This window comes from Achromobacter xylosoxidans (assembly GCF_001457475.1).
GTDB classification, from domain to species: domain Bacteria; phylum Pseudomonadota; class Gammaproteobacteria; order Burkholderiales; family Burkholderiaceae_B; genus Achromobacter; species Achromobacter xylosoxidans.
The window spans coordinates 1,210,681-1,234,616 of sequence record NZ_LN831029.1 but is presented as its reverse complement, the minus strand read 5'-3'; the positions used below and the strand labels follow the sequence as shown (position 1 = coordinate 1,234,616).

General features: G+C 63.6%; 20 protein-coding genes and 1 pseudogene. 10 read left to right on the top strand and 11 right to left on the bottom strand.

What is annotated here, in order from left to right; genetic code table 11:
• Window positions 1-19 precede the first annotated feature (19 nt).
• From AT699_RS05735 to AT699_RS05710, 6 genes are all read right to left on the bottom strand, one after another.
• Window positions 20-1,048, bottom strand: a complete 1,029-nt coding sequence (locus AT699_RS05735; protein ID WP_024067944.1) for a PLP-dependent cysteine synthase family protein — start codon at window positions 1,046-1,048, stop codon at window positions 20-22.
• Window positions 1,049-1,137: 89 nt separating this feature from the next.
• Complete coding sequence (gene hisC / locus AT699_RS05730) at window positions 1,138-2,274, bottom strand: histidinol-phosphate transaminase (protein WP_024067943.1); 1,137 nt, start codon at window positions 2,272-2,274, stop codon at window positions 1,138-1,140.
• A gap of 18 nt (window positions 2,275-2,292) precedes the next feature.
• Complete coding sequence (locus tag AT699_RS05725; RefSeq protein ID WP_024067942.1) at window positions 2,293-3,711, bottom strand: MATE family efflux transporter; 1,419 nt, start codon at window positions 3,709-3,711, stop codon at window positions 2,293-2,295.
• On the bottom strand, window positions 3,705-4,706 hold the full coding sequence (locus AT699_RS05720) for an ornithine cyclodeaminase (RefSeq protein WP_024067941.1): 1,002 nt from the start codon (window positions 4,704-4,706) through the stop codon (window positions 3,705-3,707). Before AT699_RS05720 ends, AT699_RS05725 begins: the two co-directional genes overlap by 7 nt.
• Window positions 4,707-4,741: 35 nt before the next feature.
• Window positions 4,742-6,124, bottom strand: coding sequence for an alanine racemase (locus AT699_RS05715; protein ID WP_024067940.1), 1,383 nt, complete (start codon window positions 6,122-6,124; stop codon window positions 4,742-4,744).
• Window positions 6,125-6,508: 384 nt separating this feature from the next.
• Window positions 6,509-8,674 (bottom strand): TonB-dependent receptor, encoded by a 2,166-nt coding sequence (locus tag AT699_RS05710; protein ID WP_024067939.1) that lies wholly within the window; start codon window positions 8,672-8,674, stop codon window positions 6,509-6,511.
• Between the two features lie 231 nt (window positions 8,675-8,905).
• On the opposite strand from AT699_RS05710, the gene AT699_RS05705 reads away from it, so the two are divergent.
• From AT699_RS05705 to AT699_RS05695, 3 genes are read left to right on the top strand one after another with little or no spacing between them, the layout of a single operon-like run.
• Window positions 8,906-9,661 (top strand): ABC transporter ATP-binding protein, encoded by a 756-nt coding sequence (locus tag AT699_RS05705; protein WP_024067938.1) that lies wholly within the window; start codon window positions 8,906-8,908, stop codon window positions 9,659-9,661.
• On the top strand, window positions 9,658-11,088 hold the full coding sequence (locus AT699_RS05700) for an ABC transporter permease (protein WP_024067937.1): 1,431 nt from the start codon (window positions 9,658-9,660) through the stop codon (window positions 11,086-11,088). Before AT699_RS05705 ends, AT699_RS05700 begins: the two co-directional genes overlap by 4 nt.
• A complete protein-coding gene (locus AT699_RS05695; protein ID WP_024067936.1) occupies window positions 11,085-12,449 on the top strand; it encodes a DUF3526 domain-containing protein in 1,365 nt (454 codons plus the stop codon). The genes AT699_RS05700 and AT699_RS05695 overlap by 4 nt, the downstream gene beginning before the upstream one ends.
• Window positions 12,450-12,525: 76 nt before the next feature.
• Here the strand turns inward: AT699_RS05695 and AT699_RS32160 are convergent, their stop codons facing one another.
• Complete coding sequence (locus AT699_RS32160; protein ID WP_232254238.1) at window positions 12,526-14,427, bottom strand: class I SAM-dependent methyltransferase; 1,902 nt, start codon at window positions 14,425-14,427, stop codon at window positions 12,526-12,528.
• The gene (locus tag AT699_RS05680; protein ID WP_024067934.1) at window positions 14,417-15,385 is read right to left on the bottom strand and encodes a helix-turn-helix transcriptional regulator; all 969 of its coding nucleotides are present in this window, start codon (window positions 15,383-15,385) and stop codon (window positions 14,417-14,419) included. Before AT699_RS05680 ends, AT699_RS32160 begins: the two co-directional genes overlap by 11 nt.
• Window positions 15,386-15,548: 163 nt before the next feature.
• Between AT699_RS05680 and AT699_RS05675 the strand changes: the two genes are divergently transcribed.
• The 4 genes from AT699_RS05675 to AT699_RS05660 are packed head-to-tail and all read left to right on the top strand — an operon-like array spanning window position 15,549 to window position 21,078.
• Complete coding sequence (locus AT699_RS05675) at window positions 15,549-17,573, top strand: TonB-dependent receptor (protein ID WP_024067933.1); 2,025 nt, start codon at window positions 15,549-15,551, stop codon at window positions 17,571-17,573.
• Between the two features lie 3 nt (window positions 17,574-17,576).
• Window positions 17,577-18,611 carry a class I SAM-dependent methyltransferase gene (locus AT699_RS05670; protein WP_024067932.1) on the top strand — a complete coding sequence of 345 codons (1,035 nt, stop codon included), beginning with the start codon at window positions 17,577-17,579 and terminating at the stop codon, window positions 18,609-18,611.
• Entirely contained in the window at window positions 18,608-19,840 is a 1,233-nt protein-coding gene (locus tag AT699_RS05665) for an MFS transporter (protein WP_024067931.1), read from the top strand. The genes AT699_RS05670 and AT699_RS05665 overlap by 4 nt, the downstream gene beginning before the upstream one ends.
• Window positions 19,841-19,878: 38 nt before the next feature.
• Entirely contained in the window at window positions 19,879-21,078 is a 1,200-nt protein-coding gene (locus tag AT699_RS05660) for an MFS transporter (protein ID WP_024067930.1), read from the top strand.
• 71 nt (window positions 21,079-21,149) lie between these two features.
• Here AT699_RS05660 and AT699_RS05655 read toward each other — a convergent pair whose 3' ends face one another.
• Both AT699_RS05655 and AT699_RS05650 read right to left on the bottom strand, forming a co-directional pair.
• Window positions 21,150-21,437, bottom strand: coding sequence for a hypothetical protein (locus AT699_RS05655; protein WP_058207235.1), 288 nt, complete (start codon window positions 21,435-21,437; stop codon window positions 21,150-21,152).
• Between the two features lie 16 nt (window positions 21,438-21,453).
• Window positions 21,454-21,699: pseudogene (locus tag AT699_RS05650) on the bottom strand (helix-turn-helix transcriptional regulator); the annotation flags it as partial.
• A 95-nt stretch (window positions 21,700-21,794) separates the two neighbouring features.
• On the opposite strand from AT699_RS05650, the gene AT699_RS05645 reads away from it, so the two are divergent.
• Genes AT699_RS05645 through AT699_RS05635 form a run of 3 tightly spaced genes read left to right on the top strand, consistent with a single transcriptional unit; the run spans window position 21,795 to window position 23,373 of the window.
• Window positions 21,795-22,058, top strand: a complete 264-nt coding sequence (locus AT699_RS05645; protein WP_024067926.1) for a ParD-like family protein — start codon at window positions 21,795-21,797, stop codon at window positions 22,056-22,058.
• Complete coding sequence (map, locus tag AT699_RS05640) at window positions 22,058-22,888, top strand: type I methionyl aminopeptidase (protein WP_024067925.1); 831 nt, start codon at window positions 22,058-22,060, stop codon at window positions 22,886-22,888. The genes AT699_RS05645 and map overlap by 1 nt, the downstream gene beginning before the upstream one ends.
• 14 nt (window positions 22,889-22,902) lie before the next feature.
• The gene (locus tag AT699_RS05635) at window positions 22,903-23,373 is read left to right on the top strand and encodes a hypothetical protein (protein ID WP_058207234.1); all 471 of its coding nucleotides are present in this window, start codon (window positions 22,903-22,905) and stop codon (window positions 23,371-23,373) included.
• Between the two features lie 30 nt (window positions 23,374-23,403).
• Here AT699_RS05635 and AT699_RS05630 read toward each other — a convergent pair whose 3' ends face one another.
• Entirely contained in the window at window positions 23,404-23,802 is a 399-nt protein-coding gene (locus AT699_RS05630) for a pyridoxamine 5'-phosphate oxidase family protein (protein ID WP_024067924.1), read from the bottom strand.
• Window positions 23,803-23,936 lie beyond the last annotated feature (134 nt).

Genomic DNA, 23,936 nt, shown 5'->3' with positions numbered 1-23,936 from the left:
CACATGATTGAATCGGTATTTAGGAGACAGCAAGTTTCCTGGATTGTAATAGCGAGTCCAATTCCCGCGTCACACTTTCACTGATCAGGCCATTGGCCTGCATCCATTCGTCGTTGAATACCGTGTTCAGGTACTTCTCCCCGCCATCGCAGACCAGTACGATGGTTGTGCAATCAGAGGGGGTGGTTCTCGCGTGCAGCAACGCCTTGTAGATAACCCCGCCAGCAGAACCGCCGACCAGCAATGCGTGGTGGCGAGCCAGGTAGCGTGCGGTCTCGAATGCTTGACTATCGGTGACTTTGAGTCCTTCGTCGATCAGTTCGTAGTCGATCAGCACGCCGATCTCCGCGCCGGCAGGCGTTCCGGTCCCCGACTGGTGGTAGGGTGCCCCCTCGCCACCGAAGATGACCGAGCCCTCCGGTTCGACGCCGATCACTTTGAGGTCGGGAAGGTGCGCCTTGAGCGCTCGGCCCGTTCCGCACAGGGAGCCGCCGGTGCCAACGGCACCGAATAGAAAATGCATATCGTTGCCGAGCACTTGCCGGAGTTCGTCGGCCAAACCCTTGTAGCCGTTCGCATTGCCCGGATTGTTGTGCTGTTGCGTCCAGTAAGCGCCATGCTCGGCCGCAATGCGTGCGGCAGTGGCATCCCGATCCGCAGTCGCCAGTCCCCCGTCGGGGCTGCCGACCCGAATCAACTCGGCGCCATAGGCCTGCATGCCACGCAGTTTGTCCGTGCTGGAGTGATGGTCGACCACGGCGGTGAAGCGGTATCCGCGTTCCGCCGCGATCAACGCCAACCCAAGCCCTGTGTTGCCAGAGGTGGATTCCACGATCCAACCGCCGGGTTTGAGCTTGCCCTGTGCCTCGGCCTCATCGACCATCTGGCGCGCCATGCGTATCTTGGCGGTACCGGTCGGGTTGAATTGCTCAAGCTTGAGCAGGACGCGGCCGCTGCCGGGCGCCACCGGCAGTTCCAACAGCGGCGCACCGCCGATCAGGTCAGAAACACGGGTCTTGATGTGAGGACGGGACTCAGCGGTTTGCATAGCGAACTCCTTGATATCAGTCAGTGATTACGGGGGCATGGGTACTCTTCAATTGCTTTCAACGTGGGAGGTTTTGCGTCGCGCTCGCCCTAGGGCTGGCAGAGCGAGCCAAGCAACGCTTTCAGGAACATGTCGTTATCGGCCGGCAATGACAGCGAGGCTCGGATGAAAGTCCGGTAGCCGGACTCGCGCCAGGCCTTGACGATGACTCCTTCTCGCAGCAGGCGCTGGACCACCTGCGCCGCATCCATGCCGGTATCGATGAACAGGAAATTGGTGAGCGATGGCGCGACCCGGAGCCCCGCCTGGGCCAGCGCCTCGCTGAGCCGCGCCCGTTCGCCGCGCACCAGCGCCACACTCGTTACCAGATGCTGGACGTCTTCAAGTGCCGCGATGGCGGCCTCCTGGGCCAGCTGATTGACGTTGTACGGCGTGCGCACGCGATGCAGGGCGTCGATCAGGCCGGCATGGGAGGCAACGCCATAACCCACGCGCAGGCTGGCCAGGCCGTGGGCCTTCGAGAAGGTGCGCAGCACGATCCACGGACGCTGCAGGGTATTCAGCAGCCGCAAGGCGTCCGGATAAGACGGATCGCCGATGGCGTACTCGAAGTAAGCCTCGTCGATGACCAGCAGGCAATCGAGAGGTGTCGCGTGGACGATCGCTTCCAGTTCGGCCCAGGTAAAGGCCGACCCCACGGGATTGGAGGGGTTGCTGATGAGAACCATCTTGGCCGGCTGGTCCAGTGTCTGGCGCCAGGCCGGGAGGTCGCAGGCGAACGAGCCGGTCACCGGCACCTTGGTGACCTGGCCTCCCATCATCAGCGGGAAGATCTCGTGCAGGCCGAAACATGGCGCTTGCGTCACGACGCGCTCGCCCGGCCTAATGAACGCCTGGCACAGCAATTCCAGGATGTTCTCGGAACCATTGCCGAGGATGACATGGTCGCAGCGCGTGCCGTGGCGATCGGCCAGGACACTGCACAAGTCCTTCCCCGCCGGATCAGGATAGCGCCCGAGCCCCAGCGCCAGGCGTCGCCCCAAGGCCTGCGCGGCGAAGGGAGACATTCCGTAGGGGTTCTCGTTGTTGGACAGCTTGATCACTCGCTCCAGGCCGTACTGCCTGCCCACCGCATCGGGGTCTGCTCCAGGATCGTAGGCAGGCAGACCCAGGACTTCCGGACGCACCAGTGATTGCACGGCATCTGAACATTCGTACTCACCCATGGTCACTCTCCTGTGTGATTACACGGTGCGGGCTCCGGCGGTAGCCGCGGTGCCGGCCTGTCTGGACAAGCGCGCTATGCGTTTGCGAAAGGACACGATCAACAAGGCGGCAGTAGCTGCCAGGCCGATCGTCTGGCCCACCCACACGCCGTAGACGCCGTATGCCGCAGTCACGCCCAGCAGGTAAGCGCAGGGCAAGCCCACCAGCCAGTAACCCACCAGGGAAATGCGCAAAGGACCGACGGTGTCGCCTGTGCCGCGCAGAATGCCGTTGCCGATGTTCTGGCTGGCATCGAAGATCTGCAGCACGATGGCGACGAGCAGGCCCGTGGCGGCCAGCGCCAGAGCCGTTGCATTGGTGCGCTGATCGGCCGAGATGAACAATGACACGATCGCATCCGGGATCAGTGCATAGGGCACCGCCACGACCAGCATCGCCACCACCCCCAGGCCCAGGCCGAGAAAGCCCAGCCGGCGCGCCCTGCCATAGTTGGCCACGCCGCATGCTTCGCTGATGTGGATGGACGCCGCGTGCGAAATACCCGCCGAAATCATGAACACGATGTAGATGATCTGGTTGAGCACCGTCTGTGCTGCCAGGGCTTCGATGCCCAGCGTCCCGATGAGCAGCGTCAGGACACTGAAGAAGCCGGCTTCGGACGCGTAGGTTCCAGAAATGGGCAGGCCCAGCTTCCAGACCGCGCGCACCGCCTCGCCAGACCAGCGCAGGCCCGACGCCACGAAGTACGGTGCCAGCGTCCGATTCTTGATGACGACACCGAGGAACATTAGAAACGACAGCAGGAAAACCAGCGAAGTCGTCAAAGCGACGCCAGGGAAGCCAAAAGCGGGTACCCCGAACTTGCCATAGACCACGGTGTAGTTCAGGCCGGCCGTCAGCACGATGGAAATCAGCGTGATCGCCAGCAGCGGGCCGGGATATTTGAGTCCCGTCGTGAAATGCCGCAGGGTCTGGAACCACAGGCACGGAAGCAATCCTGGGGCAGCCAGCATGAGGTACTGGAACGTCATGGCAGCGACCTCGGGTTCTTGGCCGATCCATACCAGGGGACGTTCCAGCAGCAGCAACACAGCAATGAACAGCAGCCCTGAGACGGTCGCCCAGAACAGACCCGCGACCAGCAGTTCCTGCACACGCGCCGGATTCTGCTGCGCATGCGCCTGTGCCACGAGATTGCTGACGCCAGTCACCAGGCCTGTGCCCATTGTGCGCAGCTGGTTGAAGAGCACGATGGCCAAGCCGCCGGCTGCGAGCTCCCGCGCACCGAGGGTGCCGAGAACCACGATGTCGATCGTGGTCAGTGCTACATGGGCGAAGTTGGTGAGGATCAGCGGTATCGCCAGCAGGATGATGGCGCGCGCTTCCGTGCGCCACCACGGTGTTGGCTGTGCCTGGGGGTGGCCGGGCGTCACCATAGCTTGACCCTCACACCACGGTTCTTCGCCAGGGCCAGATCGGCCAGATACCGGCCAAGTGCCACGTCCGTCACCACCATGCCGCTGTTGTACGCAAAGACCAGGTCGGATGCGTCGCGCCGGGCGGCTGCGGTGCCGAGCAGAATGTCGGGCAGTTCGGCGTCCACGGCGGGGATGCTGCCGTCCGGTGCAGCCAGATCCCCGCAGGTGACTTTCATCTGCTCGATGTCCGTTGCGATGCGGTAGTCCGCGCCATGCAGCACATCCGCGTCGATGCCATAGCCCGGCAAAATGGCGATGGCACCCGGCTTGAGCCAGGCTCGGCGCACCTGCTGCCTGGACGTGAGGCCGGAAGCGCCAATGACGATGTCGGCCAGGCCGGCCGCCTGTTGCAGGTCTTCGACAATCTCGACCGTGCGGTTCGGATGCAGGCGTCGGACCTCATTTTGTACGGCTTTCAGACCCTCCTGGTACTGCCCGTAGACCAGCAGCCGCTCAAGTCCAGGCAGTGCGGCCAGCAACATCGGCAGCGCAATCTGCCCTTGCACGCCGGTGCCGACGACCAGCGCCGTCTTCGCATCGGGCCGCGCCGCGCGCGCCATCAGCGCCGAGGTTGCCGAAGTGCGCAGCGGCCCGAGCTTGACGACATCCATCAGCGCAATGGGCTCGCCCGTGGCGTCGTCGCACAGGAAAATGAAGGAGTGGAAGCGGTAGGCGTCGCGGCTGCGCTGTGGGTCGAACTCGTAGACCACCTTGAAGCCCAGCGTCTGGCTGGCACCATCGCGGCCAACCATTGAATAGCCGATCGAGCGCTGATCCGCGGGCTGCACAATGGTCTTGAGTGGATTGCGCGAATCGCCATTGCGCAGGGCGATAAACGCGTCTTCAACCACTTGAATGACTTGCTCGTAACTCGCGCCCAAGTCTTCAAGATCGGGCTGGGAGAGCAGACAAAGCTCTCCCGGTTGCCCGTAATGCTGCGTGGATTGCGCCATAGCCATACACCTCCAGTCTGTTTGTCAAAACATGCTCATATCCCGTCCAGGCGCCAGCGCAGCGCCGCCCCATCGCCATCCAGTTCGACCACTACCTTGTTGGGCAGCGCCGCCTCATGGAAAGGCGATTCATTGGAGTCCATTTGGTAGCCGGCGGTATTGAGATAGACGAGCCGATCGCCTGGCTCAATGGCACGCGGGAAAGCGACCTTGCGCCAAGTAATCATGTCGCTTTCAAGGCACGTCGAACCGCCCACGCAAGCCGTGAATACGGTGCCTTCGCGGTGATCAAGCAATACCGGATCGGGCAGGTACTCGCTGTTGAACCATTGCTCCGACAGGCTCAGGCTGCTGCCCTGGACCGTGACAATTGCATAGCCCTCGCGGTTCTTGATCCCCACGACGTCGAACAGGGTGATGCCGGCCTGATCCAGCACCGCCCGACCCGGTTCTGCGATGAATTCGATATCGTGCAGGCGGGCCCTGTCAGCCAGTCTGCTGCCGCCTTCGACCGGGTACGCCAGAAGCGCCTTGAGCGCTTGCGCCCCGGAGTAGGGTGCACCGTAAGGGTAGAACCCGCCAAACGACTTGTTGGCGTGGTAGTGTTCACGTCTGTCCTGTCGCAGAAAGGCATTCCACTGCTGGGGCGAGAGGTACTGCACCGGCAGGCCGCCGCCCATATCCACTCGGCGGCACGCGGTCAGGCCACGGGCACGTGCTTGTAGGCACAGATTGATCGCCTCGTTGGCACAATGCGCCCGCTCTTCGATGGCGTAGCCTGAAATATGGAATGAGAATCCTTCAAGTTCTATAGAAAAAAAATGCTGTTGGCAGACGTCCAGGGCCTGATCAAGTTCTTGGGGCCTCAGCCCGAAGCGGCTGGTGGATTGAATGGCTGGACGCCAGCGCAGCAATACCCGCGCACTGGCATTCAAGCGGGAAGACAGTGCCAGTAGCCGCTGCAGCTCATGCACCGAGTCGATCGAGACAAGGCAGCGGTGATGCAGCGACTCAGTCAGCAGCCGATCCGTCTTTTCAGGCCCGGACACCCCGATCTTGTGACCGCTCACGCCGGCGGCCAGAGCCTTGGCCAGTTCTCCGCTGCTAGCAACGTCGACACCTACGCCGTGTTCGGCGCAGGCGCGCACGAAGCAATCCGCTTTGTTGGCTTTCTTGGCAAAGAGAATCAAGCCCGCGACGCCGGCCTCGGCAAAGACGTCCTGCATCTGGTGCAGGTTCTGGATGAATATCTGAGGCAGGACTACATGCAGCGGCGAACCCAGCCCCTGCGCCAACTCGCCCAGACGGGCGGAGTAGTTGTTCAGCAACGAGGCGACAACGGGATGCTGGTGGGCGCGCAACGTGAAGCTGGAAGAAGCTGCTGTTGGAGCGCAGGCGTGACTGTCATGGATATCCATATCGCCTCCTGCCGTTCGTTAGCCCTGGTGCGCCAAGAGTTTGGCCAACATACCGGTGTGGCCTAGCCGCGCCAGAAATCGTGGCACCCGCAAGGATGTCGCCATGGCGAAGGCAGAGGCGTGCAGCCGGGTGAGTAGGCGCTCCAGCAACAACGGGTTGTGGTGCCAGCAATGATGCTTGTCGAGCGTAGTTGTCGTCTGCGCACGAAACTCCGAACACAAAAAAGCAGTGCTCCGTCTTGGCACGGATGGCCAGGAACGGAGCACTGAGGCGATCAGCATTCGGGGGGGTATCCACAGCCAGGCGGAAGAAGCCGGCTCCATCGGGAAATGCGTTTCTCCGCATCTTGTTCTTCTCGGTGCGAGCCATGGCCATCTCCCCCGTTAGAAGCTGAACTTGGCCGACAGGAAGACTTCGCGACCGCGCCCGACTTCCAGGCCGCCGCTGTAGTAGACCCCCGCGTAGTAGTACTTGTCGGTCAGGTTCTTGGCTTGCAGACGGAAGGTGGTTGGCGTGCTGCCGACCTTGGTCTCGTAGCTGATGCCTGCGTCCCACAGGGTGTAGCTGGGAATAAAGCCACTGTTCTGCGCATCCACTGGACGGCTGCCCACATAACTCAGCATGCTGTCCACCGAAAGGCCGGGGACCGCCGCGAACGCATAACGTGCCCCCAAGGCCCCTTTCCAGCGCGGCACGCCTTCGCTGCGCTTGCCCAGCGTGGTGGTATCGGTCACGTCCTTCAGTTCGGTGTCCAGATAGGCTACGTTGCCCAGCACCGTCAAGCCGCGGGTGAGCTTGGCCGTGGCATTGACTTCAACGCCGCGGTGGTGGAGGCGGCCATTGCTGACGAAGTCGTTCGCGAGGTTGAGGTAGCTGGCATCGCGCTTGATGTCGAACAGCGCCACGCCCAGGTTGAAGTTCTGATTGATGTCCGCCTTCAGGCCGATCTCATACTGCTCGGACTCGATGGCATCGGTGGGCTGGTTGGCATTGTTGGCGTTGTAAGGCGCGTAGTCGCCTTTTTCGAAGCCGCGCGAGTAGCTGAAATAGGTCATCACGCTTTCAGTGGGGCGATAGATCAGCGCGCCGGTGGGCACGAAGACATTCTTGTCCTGGGGCAATGCGTCGGCCGACAGGTTGCGCGCCTTGTACCAGATGTAGCGGCCGCCCAGCAGGACCTGGAACTGGTCGTTGAGCGTGATCAGGTCGCTGGCAAAGATCGAGCTTTCCTTGATGCTGGACTTGAAGTCGATCTCCTGCTCGGGGCCGAAATCCCAACGCGGCGGCTGCACCGGATTGCGGATGTTGCCCACCGAGATGTCGCCGACGCTGATGCCGTCCGCGCTTTTCACGAAGTCCCAGTACGGACTCTTGTCGCGGAACTGGCGGTAGGACGCGCCAACGAACAGATCGTGGAAAAGACCACCCGTCGTGAACTTGCCCGACAGGTAGGACTGCAAGGACCAGGTGCTGAAGACCTCGCCACGCGACTGGTACAGATCGGCATAGCCGATGTCGCCATTGGGCTGAATGTCGAACAGATCGACGTAGCCACCGTGGCGTTCGACCCGCGAGTAGTTGGCCTGGGTGACGGACGTCCAGTTGTCCGTCAGGGTGTAGTCGAACTTGGCTTCGAGGTTGTAGGCCTCGGTCTTGTGGCGATACCACGAGGGCGAGAGCGCATCGCGGCGGTCGAACCTGGGCGGCAGCACGTAGCTGGACGGATCCAGCGGATCGGCGCGGCCGCTCTGGTCTGCGCGCAGCAGCGGATCGGACATGGCGCTCTTCCAGTTCCAGTCGGCATTGAGCTGCAGCAGCGCACGGTCGTTGAAGCGGAAGTCGGTGGCCAGGCCGACGAACTTGCGCTCCAGGTCGCCGAAATGGTCGAAATCGCCGATCTTCTCGTAGCCGACGTTCAGGCGGTACCCTATCGCGCCATCGGCCAGCGCGTTGCTGGTATCCACCGCGACGTAGCGCCCTCGCAGAGACGTCCCCTGCAGGCTCAAGGTCGTGAATGGCGTGAGCGTTGGGCGTTTCGGGATGTAGTTGATGGTGCCGCCGGGCGAGTTGAAGCCGTACAGGAAGCCCGACGGCCCCTTGAGCACATCCACCCGCTCGACCAGCTCCAGGGGAACGTCGTAGTGCGGAGCCAGGGCCAGGCCGTCGCGCCGGATGGTATTGAAGTTGTCCATCGCGAAGCCGCGCAGGCGGAAGTTGTCGAAGCCGCCGCCATAGGACGAACTCAGAACCGAGGGATCGAGCGCCAGCACATCGCGCACCGTGCGCGGGGAGGTTTCGCTGATGAGTTCGGCACCGTAGCTCTGGATCGCCAGCGGGACTTCCATCGTGTCCTTGGCGCCAAAGGCCCCCACGTTGACCTCGAACGCCTTGTTCAAGGGCGGTGCAGTCACGGTGACCGTATCCAGTACGGTCACGTCCTCCTGCGAGGCGTCTTGGCCGAAGGCGGAGGCCGCTCCAGCCAGGGTCATGACCAGACTGGCCAGCAGTGTTTTTTTGAAATGGGCAGGGGTACCCTGGCGGGCGCGCATACAACCTCCTAACACTCGACGAAAACGAATCGAACGGCCAAAGAGGGGGTGAGCGATACAACAGGAGGAACAACGCACCGTCCTGTTGGCGCCACGGTCCCATTTTTTGCCGGGACTTGACTGCACCAGAATGATGCGTCAATCTGTTTTTTGTAAAAAACATTGGGAATGTTATATCATTACATAACGCAATGCAGCAATGTAGGGCGAGCGATGCACGGAGGTCGGGCAATGGGCGGTGCAACAATTCTGGCCGATGAGGCCGGCAAGATTCTGGAGGCCGTGTCCGTCACTGCCGGGTACAACGCCAAGATCATTTTGAACGGGCTGGATCTGTCGGTACGCGCCGGCGAAATCTATGCGCTGCTGGGTGCCAACGGCGCGGGCAAGACCACCACACTGAGCCTATTCCTGGGCTTCGTAGTGCCTTCATCGGGGCAGGTTCGCGTTCGGGAGGTCGATCCGGTCGCGCAGCCGGCCGAGGCGCGTCGTCAACTGGCCTACATCCCTGAGAACGTCGCGCTCTACGAGCATCTGAGCGCGCGCGAGAACGTCGCCTACTTGCTCGATCTGGCCGGACAGAACGCAGGACACGAGGCGATCGATCAGGCGCTGGCGTCGGCGGGGCTGGCTGCCGAGGCCTTCGATCGCCGGGTCGCGGGCTTCTCCAAAGGCATGCGCCAGAAGGTGGCCATCGCGCTGGCGCTGGTGCGCAAGGTGCCGGCCATGCTGCTGGACGAGCCAACTTCCGGCCTCGATCCACAAGCCACGGCCGAGTTCAACCGTCTGCTGGGCCTGCTGCGCGAACAAGGCGTGGCCATCCTGATGGTCACCCACGACCTGCTCAGCGCCGCTGACGTGGCTGACCGCATCGGCTTTCTCGATGGCGGGCGACTGGTGGAGGAAGTGGCGGCTGCCGGCGACGAGCGCTTTGACGTGCGGGCCCTGCATCGCCGTTATGCGGGGCAGGCGGAGCGAGCGGCATGAGTGTGGTCACGCGCATCGCCCGCGAGGAATGGCGATCCCTGTTCCGCGACCGGGTCGCGGTGTTCGGTCTGCTGCTGTTGGTCGTGCTGACGCTGGTGGCGGCGCTCAACGCCTGGGAACACCAGCGCAACGCCAATGCCGAGCGGGCGCGCTACCAGGCCCAGGCCAACCAGGAATTCGCCACGCAGCCCGACCGCCATCCGCACCGGGTTGCCCACTATGGGCATTTCCTGTTCCGGCCACTCAATCCGCTGGCAGCCTTCGATCCGGGCATCGACGCCTACACCGGCAACACTCTGTTCCTGGAAGCGCACCGTCAGAACAGCGCCAACTTCGGCGATGTGCGCCAGTCCTCGCTGCTGCTGCGCTTCGGGCAACTAACGCCGGGCTTCGTGCTGCAGGTGCTGGCGCCGCTGCTGCTAGTCTTCGTCGGTCATGCCGGCGTGGCCCGCGAGCGCGAGTCGGGCACGCTGCGCATTCTGCTGGCGCAGGGCGTGGGCAGCCGCCAGATCGTGCTGGGCAAGCTGCTGGCGCTGTCGGGCTTCGCGGCCCTGGTGCTGCTGCCGGCGCTGCTCGCGCTGGCCTGGCTGGCGATAGGCGGTCAAGCCCCCTGGGCGCTGACCCTGCTGCTGGCCGTCGGCTATGCCGCCTGGCTGTTGCTGTGGTCGCTGGTCGTGGTGCTGGTCTCCAGCCTGTTCGCCCGTGGCCGCGATGCGCTGCTGGCCTTGTTGGCCGTCTGGGCGGTGCTGGTGATCCTGCTGCCGCGGATCGTGCCCGATGTGGCGAACAATGCCGTGGCCCTGCCCACGCGCTTCGAGAACGAGATCCATGTCGAGCGCGAATATCTGGCGCTGGGTGACGCGCACAATCCGGACGATCCCAAGTTCGCCCAGTTCCGCGATCAGGTGCTCAAAGAGTATGGCGTCGAGCGCATCGAGGATCTGCCGGTCAACTTCAAGGGACTGGTGGGCATGGAAGGCGAGCGCCAGTCGAGCGAGCTGTTCAACCGCTATGCCAAGGCCGCGTTCGAGCTGCAAGAGCGGCAGAGCCGGATCGTCGATGGCTTCGGCTGGCTCAGCCCGACCTTGGCGCTGCGGCGCCTGTCGATGACGGCGGCCAGCACCGACCTGGCGAGCTTCCGGCGCTTTCTCGAACAGGGCGAACAGTACCGCTACGACCTGGTGCAGGGCCTGAACCGGCTGCAGGCAGAACACCTGCACTATGTGGACGACAGCGACCCGGACAAGGAAAACCGCATTGCGCACACGCACTGGCAGGCCTTCCCCGACTTCCACTATGAGGCCGCACCGATCGGCCAGACGCGGTACCGGGCGGCACCGGCCACTGCAATCCTACTGGCTTGGCTGATGCTGCTGGTGGCGCTGGTCTGGTGGCTGGGCGGTCGCCTGGGGGGTGGGACGCGATGACATGGCTGGCCTTTGAATGGCGCCTCATCCTGCGCTCGCGACTGTCGATGGCCGCGCTGTTGCTGCTGCTCGGCCTGTCCAGTTGGGCGGTGTGGTCGGGCCTGCACGAGGTGGCGCGCCAGCAGCAGACCATCGCCCGGCTGGCACCGCTGCACGAGCAAGACGTTGCGGCGGTGGCTGCCCAGTACCCGGACGGCTCGGATGCGGGCAGCCCCGCCTATCACACCTTCTACAATACCTGGGACCCGCCCTCCGACAGCGCCTTCCTGGCCTTGGGTCTGCGTGATGTCGCGCCCTATGTGCTGCGCGTGCGTGCGCTGGGGCTGCAAGCCCAGCTCTATGAAGGCGAAACCTTCAACCCCGAACTCGCCCTGCCGGGCCGCTTCGATTTCGCCTTCGTGCTGATCTACCTGGCGCCGCTGTTCGCCATTGCCCTGCTGCACGATCTGCTCTCCGGCGAACGCCAGTCGGGCCGTCTGCGCCTGCTGCTGTCGCTGCCCGCTGGCAGTCGGGTCTGGTGGCGGCGCGCACTGCTGCGCTACGCCCTGCTGTTCGCCTGCCTGGCGGTGCCGGTGCTGGTTGGCGCGGCGGTGTCAGGTACCGCGGCCGGCACCCTGGGCCCAGTGCTCGTGGTGGTGGCCAGCTATCTGGCGTTCTGGGTGGGCGTGTCGCTGCTGGTGGCCGCGTGCGGCTGGCGCTCTGTCGCCAATGCCACGGCTCTGATGGGGACATGGGCGGTGCTGACGCTGGTGCTACCCACGCTGGCCAACGTGGCGCTGACCCGCGCCATCCCGGTTCATCAGGGCGTGGACCTGATGCTGGCGCAGCGCCAGGCCGTGCATGGCGCCTGGGAGATTCCGCGCGAGGAAACGATGCGGCGGTTCTTCGCCAGCCATCCCGAATGGCAGGATACGGCACCCTTGCCGAGGGGCTTTCACTGGAAGTGGTACTTCGCCTTCCACCAGGTTGGCGACGAGAGCGTGGCCGAACAGGCGCAGGCCTACCGTGAAGGACTGCTGGCGCGCCAGGCCTGGACGAACCGGCTGGGTTGGCTGCTGCCCGGCGTCGGCGCGCAGGCGATCCTGCATCGCTTGGCCGACACCGACCTGCAGGCCCAACTGGCCTACCAGGAGCAGATCGTGGCCTTCCATCGCCAGATTCGCGACTTCTACTACCCCTATCTGTTCAACGACCAGCCGTTCGGCACGGAAGACTTTGCCAGGCGCCCTGTCTTCGAGCCGCGTGTGCCCCAGGCCGCATTACCGGACGACACTGCTTGGGGACTGTTCATCGTCGCATGGCTGGTACTTCTGGCGGGAGGTTGGAGCCTTGGGCGCTTGCGTTTGAAGGGATGGGCTTGATGCCATGAAGCAGTAATGATGCATCGAATGGATCCCTGCTCCCACCCATCATTTCCTCTTTTTGGAGTTTCTTGACTCAGTACAAATTACGCTTGTAGTCCTTTTCCAATCCCTTGCGCATCAGACCCGGAACGGAAACTGCGGCTCGGACTAACGCCGCGCCCAGGCCGCGTGTCCGGTTCAGTTTCACATGCGCGGCAAACAGCGCTGCCGGGTCGATGTCGGCCGATGGTGTCGATGCAGTCCAAGGCGCGGCGCGCAGCAGTGCGGCGCTTTCGCGCAGTTCAACCGCAGGCGCGGCGATGTGCGTGACCAGCTTTTGCGTCTTCTCATTGACCGCGAAGGCCGCGCAGAGGTCTGGATCGGCAAGCAACTGGACAGGCCCTTGCACCAGAGCCACCTGGGCGCAGCCGGGAACGATCAGCAGCGCTACGGCATGCGGGCGCGTCAGAAAATTCCTGAAGCTGTCCGTGCGCCGGTTGCCGGGGCGATCCGCGAAGCAGATGCCGTCCCCGTGCCGCTGCACCAGCCAGCCTGCCGGATCGCCCTTGGGGCTGACATCGGTCTGCCCCTCGGCATCGCAGGAGGCCAGCGCCATGAAGCGCGCCGCCGAGAGGAACGTCCCCTCATCGGTCGCCGGAACGCTCCCTGCTGCGGGATGCCAGAAGTTCGAGCGCAGCAGCGCCTTGGCGCAATGCCCATAGCATTCCCGCACGGCGATCGTGACATGGTGATCATCCACGCCCTGGACGATGCCGTTGACGCGCAGCGTTTCCCCCAGACCTGGAACGAGGAACAGCACACCGACGCCGCGATGAACCTGGGCTGGTTCGGCATCGTCCAGGGCGGTACGCGGCAGGCGAAGCGATCCAGCATCGACGGTGGCGGTGAACCCCGGCGCACCGCCGGCAAGGGTCACGTCGATCCGGTCCGCATTGCTGAAGCCCAGACACGCCAGCGGCGAAGCCGCCAGCCAGCGCTGTGCATGCGCGTCCAGATGGTCGATGACTTTCAGGTTGGCGGCCTCTGGGCGGGTACCCACCCGGGCTTCCAGCGCAGTCACGGTGTCAATGCGGTCGTTCATGGGAGGGTCTGATGAGCCGTTGGAAAGGGAGAGCCGAATGGCCGCGAGCTTGCCTGCTCGGGCGACCGCCGCATCCTGTGCTTCGACGGTGTATACCGCATAGAACGGCACGCCCATCAGCGCCTTGAACGTGGATTGCAACAGCTTGTAAAACAGGCTGTAGCCGCCCATGACCTGATACGCGGCCTGCAAAGTCAGGCGCGGATGCGCAGCGGTGAGATCGGCCAACCTGCGCGGCCCCCAGCCAAATTCCGCTTCAGTGTGCTTGACCGAGCGATGGTGTTTGGCGCGGCCCACGGCCAGCCAGCACATCGCGTCAAAGGTCAATACCGAGCCGGCCGGGGCGCGCTCGCCGAAGGTGGCGAGTGCGGCGTTGACGATAGGCGGCTGCAGGTACATGAAGACGCCTTCGCTCATCAGGAACACCGGGGCCGCGTCGCGGCTGGCGGGCAGGCCGAGGCGCTCCCACCAGTCGGGTGCGGTGAGATCGAGTTCGGCCAGCACATGACGTTCGTGCCGCGGCGGCAGGATCTCGCGGCGAATCGCCATCACTTCCGACAGGTCGACGTCCAGCATGCGCACCTGGTCGTTGTCGATCCATTGCAGGTAGTCGCTCAGGCCGCAGCCGAGGTTGACCACCTGCGCATCGGGATGGCGGGCCACGAAGTCGCGGGCCTGGTCGCGAAAGCGCCGGGTGCGCGCCAGCGTGCCATAGATGCTCTTGCGGTCGCTCAACCATTGGCTGCCATCGTCGCCCATGCGGGCCAAGGCCTCGATGGCATACCGGTCGTCCACCGCCATCTCCGGAAACAGCTTGCCCCCCAGCGCCCGTGCGGCCAGCGGAATGCGAAGTGTGGAGGGAACAGCGGAGAGCGCTGGGGATTCATTGGTCATCGTGTGGGCCTGGCTGGATGTCCTTGGGCGGATTCGCCACGGATTTGGGTGTACGGCCGTAGTAGCGCTCGAACGCGGCACTGAAACTGGACAGGTGCTGGTAGCCGACCTGGTAGGCCACGGTAGAGACGTGCTGGCCTGTTTCCAGCAGTTCCCAAGCCCTTTGCATGCGGATGTCGGTGAGCATGCGGTGGGGACTGGTGCCAAACAGTTCGCGGAAACCCTGCTTGAGCTTGAACTCGTTGGTGCCGACGGTGGCGCACAGCCAGGCGACGGTCAGCGGCCGGCCGTACTCGCGCATCAGCAGGTCGCGGGCTTGAAGCATGCGCCCCTGATCGTCCGCACGCAGCTTGCCGGAGACAACAGTGGGTGGCTGGAATTCCCGGGTCTGTTCGGCCAGCAGGCCAAGCGCGGCGATCTGCAGGTCGAGCAGGCCGGCATCGCGGTCGTGCAGATGCACCAATGCCTGGGCCAGCCGCTGGGTGGCACCGCCATGCCGGCCGAAATGAAGGTGGCGTGCGCTATAGTCGTTGCACACACCATCGAGCAGGTGCCCAAGACGGTAGCGCTGCAACAGCGGTTCGCTGGCAATCACCCGTAACTGGCGGATCGAGCGATCAGCAGGAAAGCGGCGTTCACCGCGCACGCTGGAAAAAGCAGCCACGGTACTGTGGCCGGCGATGAAGTCGAAGCGCTGGCCATCGATGCCGAGGGTGCTGGATTCACCTTCCAGCGCCACGGTAATGGTCATGGAACGGCCCTGCCTTTCCATGATGCTCTGCTCCAGCAGGTCATATCGGGGACGATAGTGGGCGTAGGCCAGTGCCAGTCCGTCGTCCAGGCGGCACACGTCACTGGTGCAGTCGCCAAGCTCAGTCGGCAATTGCGTGCGCAGCCAGATGCCCTGGCCGAGGCGTGTCGGCTCGGCCGTGTCCGCCGCGTTGAGACGGTAGGTCATGTCACCCCCTTCGTTTCGGTCTTCTCCTTCAGCGAGACGGTCTCACTCCGAAATGCCAAAACATGAATCCGATTTGCCAAATAGTTAAATGATATTCATTTCTATTCAGATTTTATAGTGATCCAAGGGCGAATGGGCGCCTGCTCTTGACTTGGATTACCGCATGAAATACGAATTCAGCGCGTGCCATCACGCTATCCTGCTTGCTTTACCGATACTCGCGTTACCTGTCGCGGCGGTTGCCGAAAACGCCTCTGAAGCGGTCACAGACAACACCGCCACCGAGCTGCCTGCCATCACCGTCACAGCCGACAAGGTTGAGCGGCCAATAGAACGGGTTCCCGCCAGCGTGGCGGTGATCGACGGGTTCGAGCTGGAGCAGTCCAGCATCACGAGCATGGAGCAACTGGAAGGCCGGGTCGCTGGCCTGTCCTTCCAGCCCTTCGGCCAGCCAGGCATGAAGGCGCCGGTGATGCGCGGCCTGACGGCCAGCATCCACTCGTTCTCGACCTCGGTGCTGATGCTGGTCGATGGCGTGCCTACGCTGACGGCACAGAGCTTCGAGAACAGCTTTCTCGACGTTGATCGCATCGAGGTGCTGCGCGGCCCGCAGTCCACGCTGTATGGGCGCAACGCCGAGTCGGGCGTGATCTCCTTCCACAGCCTGCCGATGGACAACACGTCACGCGCCAGCGTCTCGGCCGGGCTGGGCAGCCGCAGCAAACGGGATCTGCGCTTCTCGCTGAGCCAGCCGCTGGTCGAAGACAGGCTGTATGCGAGTATCTCGGGCTCGTGGCTGAAGCAGGATGGCTTCATCAACAACACCCACACCGGCGGCAAGGACGACGACAAGGCGCATCGGGATCTCAACATCGGCCTGCGCTGGACGCCTTCGAGCGCCACCGACGTGGTGCTGCGCTACGTGCGGCAGGCCTATGACGATGGTGCCACGCTGTGGGGCAACGTCGGCACGCCCAGGGCGGAAGTCGCATCTGGCACGCCAAGCTGGAACCGCTCGCTGGGGCAGACGTTATCGCTCAATGCCTCCCATGAACTGTCTTCTGGCCTGCGCCTGCGCTCCATCACCGCGTACAACCAGTACGAAGACAAGATTCTCCAGGACACCGACTTCATGTCGGCCGAGAGCTTGTACATCGGCCGGGACAACAAGCTGCGCACCTGGTCGCAGGAACTCCGGCTGGAAGGCAAGCTGGGACGCTCGGATTGGCTGATCGGCCTGTATGGCGACCAAGGCGACAACACGCTGCGCAACTACACCCAGCGCGGGCCGATGTTCCTGGACTATCGGGCCAAGCTGGAGACGCAGTCCCTGGCGTTGTTCACGAACTGGAACGTCCCGCTGACCGAGGCATGGAGCCTGACGGCTGGTGGGCGCATCGAGCGCAATTCGGCGGAGGCCAGTCCCGCCAGCGGGGTCAGGAAGAAGGAGGACTGGACGCACTTCTCGCCCAAGTTGGCGTTGCAGTATCAATTCGCGCCCGAACACCAGTGGTATGCCAGTGTCAGCCGAGGCATCCGTGCCGGTGGCTACAACATCTTCGTTTCGGCGCTGGACTATCCGTCCTACGACCCCGAGGAAAACTGGTCCTACGAAACCGGCTTCAAGGGCTGGGCGCTGGACAAGCGGCTGCGCTACTCGGTGGCGGCCTATGTCATGAAGGTGGACAACATGCAGGTGCAGATGCAGCCCATGCCGGGAACCACCTACATCGCCAGTGCAGCCAAGGCGACGTCCAAGGGGCTGGAACTGGATGCAGACTACCTGCTGGGCAGCGGCTGGCGAGTGACGGGCGGACTGGCCTGGAACAAGACGACCTTCGACAGCTTCCAGGATGGTGCCGCCAACTACGCGGGCAAGACCAACAACTTCGCGCCCAGGCTGACCGGATACGTCGGGCTGCGCTACGACGCGCCGCAGGGCTGGTACGCCCAGGCCAGCATGGTGGGCAGCAGCAAGATCTACCTGGATGCCGCCAACCAGTATCAGCGCAATGGCTATGGCCTGGTGAACCTGGTCGCCGGCTACCAGTACAAGAACTGGGAGATCGCCGCCTACGCCCACAACGTGGCCGACAAGACCTACGACGCGGTCGGCTATCAGGGCGGCTACGTCACCGTCTACAGCCCGCCGCGCGAAGTGGGTGTGCGGCTGACCTGGCGGATGTGAGGCATGACCATGCATTTTCATACCTCGCACCCCTTGCAGCCGTTCTGGAACATCGCAGCAGCGCCGATCCAGACCCAGGCCGTCGAACAGGCCATCGAGTACCGATTGTTCACGCTCCTGGATAAGCCAACGTCTGCGGATGCCGTTGCGCAAAAGCTCGACCTGAACCCTGGCGCGACTGTCGTGTGGCTGGATTTGTTGTGGAGCCTCGAACTGCTGGTACGGCGGGTGCCCGCGGCAGCTCCCTCGGACACCGAGTACGTGACATCGCCGCTGGCGGCACGCTTCTTCGTCGAGACATCGCCGGAGAACTGCGCCCAGGCCTGGCTGTACCGCGCCCGCTTCCTGTCGCGCTTCGCTAGTCAGTGGGACACCCTGCTGCGCCACGGCTTCGACCCGCAGGGCGAGGCCGCGCCCAAAGGCAGTTGGGCGCAGGCAGCGCGCGAGCAGATCGGGCAGGAACAGCGTGTCATCACGGTTCCTGCGGTGCTGCGCCTGCTGCAAACGCTTCCCGCCTTGCCGGAAACAGGCAGGCTGCTCGATCTGGGCAGCGGCCCCGGCCATGTCGGCATCGCGCTCGCCCAGCGCCTGCCGGGCTGGCGGGGTGTGCTGTGCGACCAGCCCGAAACCGCCGAAGTCGCGAGCGAGAACATCACCGCCGCCGGGTTGTCGCAGCGGTTGCAGGCGCTGGGCTGCGACCTGAACACGGATGGCATCGGCCATGGCTACGACCTGATCTGGTGTTCGTCGGTGCTGCATTTTCTGCGCGACCTGCGGGACGCCGTGCGCAAGATGTGGGATGCGCTCAATCCCGGCGGCTGGCTGCTGCTGGCGCATGCCGAACTGGCCGACGATGCCGAACTGGCGGCGCGTGTCATGCCGTTCTACGGCACGGTGACGCTGCGCGGCAACAGGCTGCCGCGTCCGGGCGAAGTCGCCGGGATGATGGCGGCGGCCGGCTTCACCGATATCCGCTCACTGGGCCGCGTCGACTTCCCGATGGCGCCGGCCTGGCTTCACCTGGGGTTCAAGACATGAACCGTTCCTGGTGGCCGCAGCAATTGCTGCTGGGCTGGCTCAACCTCATGCTGACCGCGCCGGTGATCTACCTGTTCGTAGGCCTGCCGCTGGTCATGCGCCAGCACGGCTGGAGCGGCACCGACATCGGCCTGATCCAGATGGCGGGCCTGCCTGCCATGCTCAAGTTCGTGCTGGCCACACCCGTCGATCGCTGGCGGTTGGGGCAGATGGAGGGCAGCTATCGCAACTGGGCCATCCTGTTGGGCCTGGGCTATGCCGGTGCGTTGCTGCTGCTGGGCATGCACGACCTGCGCAGCACACCTTACGCCTTGCTGTTCGCGCTGGCCATGCTGGTCAGCCTGTTCGGCACCTGGGCCGACGTTCCGGTCAATGCGCTGGCGATACGGGTACTGCCTGAATCCGAGCGCATGCGTGCCGGGGCGATCCGTTCGGCTGCAACTTCGCTGGGCGCCATCGTGGGTGGCGGCCTGATGTTGATGCTGCAAACCCGGCTCGGCTGGGCCTGGCCGTTCTATGTGCTGGCGCTTGGCATGCAGTCTGCTGTCGTGCTCGTGCCATGGCTCAAGCCACGGGAAGGAAAAATCCTGGCCGCGTCCGCCGTCGTTGTGCCTCGCGCGGGGCTGCGCGAGTGGCTGGGCTGGTTCACCGTTCCCCAGCATCGCGTCTGGGCAGTGCTGCTGGTGCTGTATTACCCGCTGATCGGCGCGGTCTGGGTGTATCTCAAGCCGCTGATGCTCGACCAGGGATTCGCGCCCGAGCGGATCGCGATGATCGTGGGCGTCGGCGGCGGGCTGGTGGCCGCCATCGCCAGCATGGCGGGGAGCTGGGTTTCCCGCAGAAGCGGTGCCTTGCCGCTGTTCGCTGTTTGCAATCTGCTGGCCCTGGGCACGCTGGCGGCTGCCGTCGTGCTCAACCTGGGCTCGGATGCTCTGATCGCAGCCAGCATGGTCGTCGCCTTGATGATGGGGGCATCGGCCGGGCTGGTGTTCGGGCTGATGATGCACCACACCCGCACCGGGCTGTCGGCACTTGACTATGGCATCCAGTCCAGCCTGTTCGTGATCGGCCGCACGCTGGTACCGATGCTGGCGGGGATGCTGCTGGATGCGGGTGGCTATCCGGGCATGCTGGCAAGCCTGATGGCAGGACTGGGGCTGGTCACGCTGCTGGCCTGGTTCGTACGAAACCACATCTTCACCCACGAGCCAACCCGGACGCATCGGTGACGCACAGGACATGAACCATGCAAGACGGACACATTGACATGACCAACGTAACGAGTGCCAAGGCACCGCCCAAGTCACTGGCCGCCTCATGGCTGTTGTGGGCGGGTTTCATCCTGGTTGCGCTGAACCTGCGGCTGATCTTCGCCACGGTCGGACCGCTGCTGCAGAATCTGGCGCTGGGGTTTGCCTCCACCCTCCTGGTAACCGCCCTGCCACTGGCCTTGCTGGGTATCTTCTCGATTCCTGGTGTCCATCTGCGGCGCTGGTTGGGAGAGGAGCGGGCACTGTTTCTGGCACTGATGCTGCTGGTGATCGGCTGCGGCATTCGCGGCTTCGGTGAAACGGCCTTGATCCTCGGCACTGTCATCGGCAGCGCGGGCATTGCCGTAATGAACGTGATCATGCCGGCGCTGGCGCGCAAGCGCTTCGGCCCGCAGCGCATGGGCATGGTCATGGGCATCTACGCGTTGATGCTGGGCGTGGGTGCGGTACTCGGCGCGGCCGGTGCCTTCCCGCTGTTCCAGTGGATGGGCGGGGATACGCAAGCGGCGTACCGCTCGCTGGGCCTGTGGACGGTTCCCGCCGTCCTGGCGATGGTGGTCTGGCTGCCGCAGATCGGCAAGGCGGCCGCGCCCATGCCCGTGGCCGCGCGAGGCGCACCCGTTGTCGTCAACGTTTATCGCAGCGGCATGGCCTGGTCCATCACCCTGTTCTTCGGCTTGCAGGCGCTCAACCTGTACGTCTTCCTGCCGTGGATGCCGACCATCCTGATGGATCGCGGCAGCAGCCAGGCCGCGGCGGCGATGGTCTTCTCCGCATCGCAGGTCAGCCTGATGGTGGGCAGCTTCGTGACCCCGCTGCTGGCCGCCCGCAAGCCGGACCAGCGGCCCTGGATCGCCATGACGGTGCTCACCTGCCTGGTCGGCACGCTGGGCCTTTGGTATGCGCCGGGCGGCACCGCCATCATCTGGGCGCTGGTGCTGGGCTTCGGCCAGGGCGCGGGACCGTCGCTGGGTGCCTTCCTATTCGTGGCCAAGGCGGCCAGCGTGGATACCGCGACCCGGCTCTCGGCCATGGCTCAGACCGTGGGCTACCTGATCGCTGTGGCGGGGCCGTTGCTGGTGGGTGCGATCTACCATCACACGGGTGACTGGAATGTGCCGATCCTGATCCTGGCGACGATTTTGTTCATCGAGTTGATGGTTGCACTGCCTGCAGGGCGAGACGCCAGGCTATGACGCCGAGGCATTCGGCGCCGCCCATACCATCAAACATCTGCATCCGGCGCCGGTGGCGGCTGGTGACGAGATCAGCTTTCACTGCTGAACTCGTTCTGGCTGCGCGGCGCATCCGGCAGTTGCCCATCCAGTGATTCGCGGTACTTGATGCAACCGCGCATGAACTGCGGCCAGTCGGGTACATCCGGTTGTTGATCGACCCGCTCAGGCAGCAAGGCCCACAGGTGCGGGTGGTACCAGCACAGGTCGTGGCCGGAACAGTCGCGATGCGCTCGGATGCCGGCGCGTAGCTTCTTCACTTCAGCGATGAGTTGCTCGCGGGTCATCTGCTGAAGATCAGCGTCGAGTGGTGTCGTCATGGTGTCTTCTCTTGAGTCAATAAGGCCTGATCGTGTAGGCACATCGCCGGGCCTGCTTGAGAATATGTTCGACACGCTCCACACGCGCCTGCAAGACCTGCTCGAAGACCGCCAGCTCTGCCCGACAGAAGCCTTGGCATGCAGTGGCTGCCGCGCAGATCGGGCAATGGTTCTCGATGAATAACAAGCTGCCATCGTCCAGCTCTTCGTATTCGGCCATATAGCCTTCGCGCGAACGCAGTTCCGCCAGCCGCGCAACGCGCGTCTTCAGATGTGAATTTCTTCGTCCGGAACCTACTGGACGTCGGATGCTCTATGATATACGATTCATATACGAATCCTTTAAAAGGATGAGCCATGGGACTGGTAAAAATCTCCGATGCCCTGCATGAGAGTCTGCGCACTGGCAGCGCGGCGTTCAGCCGTTCGATCAACGCACAGGCAGAACACTGGATGCGCGTTGGCATGCTCTCCGAGCTGTATCCGGATCTGAATTATTCGGAGCTATCTCGCCTGCTGTTGCAGGCCGAGCAGACAGAGGGCGGCCTGCATGAGTTGGTCGCCCAATTGGACGAGCGCCACGGCCCGGCGGCAGCGCAGCGCAAGAAGCGGGTGGCGTGATGCTGCGGCAGACGCAGCGGGTGACGCTGCACACCCCTGCCGAAATCGAACAGTGCCGCATTGCTGCGCAACTCGCCGCGCAAGTGCTGGCCATGATTGCACCCCACGTGCGTCCCGGTGTCAGCACCGGCACGCTGGATCGCATCTGCCACGACTTCATCGTGAATGACCTGAAGGCGATTCCCGCCAACGTCGGCTACCAAGGTTTTCCAAAAACGATCTGCACGTCGCGCAACCACGTCGTTTGCCATGGCATCCCGTCATTCACCGAGATCCTCAAGGATGGCGACATCCTGAACATCGACGTCGCCGTCATTCGCGATGGCTGGTATGGCGACACCGCCCACATGTACTGCGTGGGCGAGCCCAAGGCGCGCATCCGCGCCCTCGTCGATACCACCTACGAGGCCATGCGCGCCGGCATCCTGCAGGTGCGCCCCGGCGCCACGTTGGGCGACGTCGGCCACGCAATCCAATCGGTGGCGCATTCTCGAGGCTTCAGCGTGGTGCGCGAATACTGTGGGCATGGCGTGGGCCGCGAGTACCACGCCGAACCCCAGGTGCTGCATGTCGGGCAGCGTGGGCAGGGCTTGCGGCTCGAACCGGGCATGATCTTCACGATCGAGCCCATGCTCAACGCCGACAAGGCCGGCACCATGACGCGCCCGGATGGCTGGACCGTGGTCACGCGTGAGCGCTCCCTGTCGGCTCAATGGGAACACATGGTGGCCGTCACCGAACAAGGCTTCGACCTGCTGAGCGCATGGCCGGATGGTACGGGTAGCTACGCCTCGATTACGGCAGACACGCCCACTGCCGAAGAGGCTTGAAAAAGGTGGACTGAATGGCTGCAGGATCTGAAGATTTCGCGCGCTGGGAACAAGCCATCGAGGCGGCGAACGCCGCTTTCGAGCAGGAAGACGATGCTCGCGCCCGTGTTTTGTATGAGCAGGCGATCGCATTGGCCTGCCATTTGCTGGCGACCAAGCCGTGGCGTGAGGCCGGTCGGCAAGCGGATGCCCGCGTACCAGTGTTCGATGCCGCCGTGGCGGCCTTCGTGGTGTCGCATCACAATGCCGCGAACTTGCACAAGCGCTGCGGTCGGCGCGAGGATGTGGCGGCGCTGTACAGGCAGACGCACCTGACGGTCAGTGATCTGAGCGTTGCGCCTGATCTGGAGGATGAGTTGCGTGCCATAGCGGCACGCCACATCACTCGCACGCTGGGAGAATTTACTCACTACCTCCAATCGTGTAGCGCGTTTCTGCCCGCCGGCCTTGAGACATCAGTTGCCCCAGGACATGGCGCGCACTGAACCACCGGCCGGTGGGCGGTTCCCTGGGGCTTACAGTTTCTTGCCCGCATCCGCGCCGGAGCGCAGCGTGTAGATGTTCTCGATGTGTACCAGCACCGCGAATTTGGGCGGCTTCATCCCGTTCTTCTCCGCAAAGGCCAGCGCGTTGTCATAAGGCGGGGTGCCTTCGCCGAAGATTTCCGGCTTGCCGATGAATCGGTAGCCATCCAACGCCTCTCGGTCAATGATGGCAACGGCAATGTGTGATCCGTCACGGACGTTCTGCAAGGTCTGCCCGCCGGTGTTCTCGTTGAAGATGAGGGTGTGGTCGTCATAGAGCCTGAGCGAGCGCTTGGGGCCGATGTCCGGCAAGCCTTCCTTGCTGACGGTCGCCTGGATCGGCAACTGCTTGGCAAGCATGGCTTTCATGGTGTCGTTGAGCGTGTTCATGATGTATTCCTAGAGTGATGAAGGGGTCAGAGACCTCGGTGAAGTTCGATCAAGCCATCGGTCGAACAGATGGTTCTTTTTATGCGAATCATATACGATTCGCATAAAAGCATTCTACCCATTCGATCTTCAAC

What these genes read in the sequence shown, in the direction of transcription:
- AT699_RS05675 (WP_024067933.1), top strand. Translation starts at nt 15,549, where the DNA reads ATGAAATACGAATTCAGCGCGTGCCATCACGCTATCCTGCTTGCTTTA.
- AT699_RS05635 (WP_058207234.1), top strand. Translation starts at nt 22,903, where the DNA reads ATGGCTGCAGGATCTGAAGATTTCGCGCGCTGGGAACAAGCCATCGAG.
- AT699_RS05695 (WP_024067936.1), top strand. Translation starts at nt 11,085, where the DNA reads ATGACATGGCTGGCCTTTGAATGGCGCCTCATCCTGCGCTCGCGACTG.
- AT699_RS05715 (WP_024067940.1), bottom strand. Translation starts at nt 6,124, where the DNA reads ATGGATATCCATGACAGTCACGCCTGCGCTCCAACAGCAGCTTCTTCC.
- AT699_RS05665 (WP_024067931.1), top strand. Translation starts at nt 18,608, where the DNA reads ATGAACCGTTCCTGGTGGCCGCAGCAATTGCTGCTGGGCTGGCTCAAC.
- AT699_RS05725 (WP_024067942.1), bottom strand. Translation starts at nt 3,711, where the DNA reads ATGGTGACGCCCGGCCACCCCCAGGCACAGCCAACACCGTGGTGGCGC.
- AT699_RS05680 (WP_024067934.1), bottom strand. Translation starts at nt 15,385, where the DNA reads ATGACCTACCGTCTCAACGCGGCGGACACGGCCGAGCCGACACGCCTC.
- AT699_RS05670 (WP_024067932.1), top strand. Translation starts at nt 17,577, where the DNA reads ATGACCATGCATTTTCATACCTCGCACCCCTTGCAGCCGTTCTGGAAC.
- AT699_RS05660 (WP_024067930.1), top strand. Translation starts at nt 19,879, where the DNA reads ATGACCAACGTAACGAGTGCCAAGGCACCGCCCAAGTCACTGGCCGCC.
- AT699_RS32160 (WP_232254238.1), bottom strand. Translation starts at nt 14,427, where the DNA reads ATGACCAATGAATCCCCAGCGCTCTCCGCTGTTCCCTCCACACTTCGC.
- AT699_RS05720 (WP_024067941.1), bottom strand. Translation starts at nt 4,706, where the DNA reads ATGGCGCAATCCACGCAGCATTACGGGCAACCGGGAGAGCTTTGTCTG.
- hisC (WP_024067943.1), bottom strand. Translation starts at nt 2,274, where the DNA reads ATGGGTGAGTACGAATGTTCAGATGCCGTGCAATCACTGGTGCGTCCG.
- AT699_RS05655 (WP_058207235.1), bottom strand. Translation starts at nt 21,437, where the DNA reads ATGACGACACCACTCGACGCTGATCTTCAGCAGATGACCCGCGAGCAA.
- AT699_RS05710 (WP_024067939.1), bottom strand. Translation starts at nt 8,674, where the DNA reads ATGCGCGCCCGCCAGGGTACCCCTGCCCATTTCAAAAAAACACTGCTG.
- map (WP_024067925.1), top strand. Translation starts at nt 22,058, where the DNA reads ATGCTGCGGCAGACGCAGCGGGTGACGCTGCACACCCCTGCCGAAATC.
- AT699_RS05645 (WP_024067926.1), top strand. Translation starts at nt 21,795, where the DNA reads ATGGGACTGGTAAAAATCTCCGATGCCCTGCATGAGAGTCTGCGCACT.
- AT699_RS05700 (WP_024067937.1), top strand. Translation starts at nt 9,658, where the DNA reads ATGAGTGTGGTCACGCGCATCGCCCGCGAGGAATGGCGATCCCTGTTC.
- AT699_RS05630 (WP_024067924.1), bottom strand. Translation starts at nt 23,802, where the DNA reads ATGAACACGCTCAACGACACCATGAAAGCCATGCTTGCCAAGCAGTTG.
- AT699_RS05705 (WP_024067938.1), top strand. Translation starts at nt 8,906, where the DNA reads ATGGGCGGTGCAACAATTCTGGCCGATGAGGCCGGCAAGATTCTGGAG.
- AT699_RS05735 (WP_024067944.1), bottom strand. Translation starts at nt 1,048, where the DNA reads ATGCAAACCGCTGAGTCCCGTCCTCACATCAAGACCCGTGTTTCTGAC.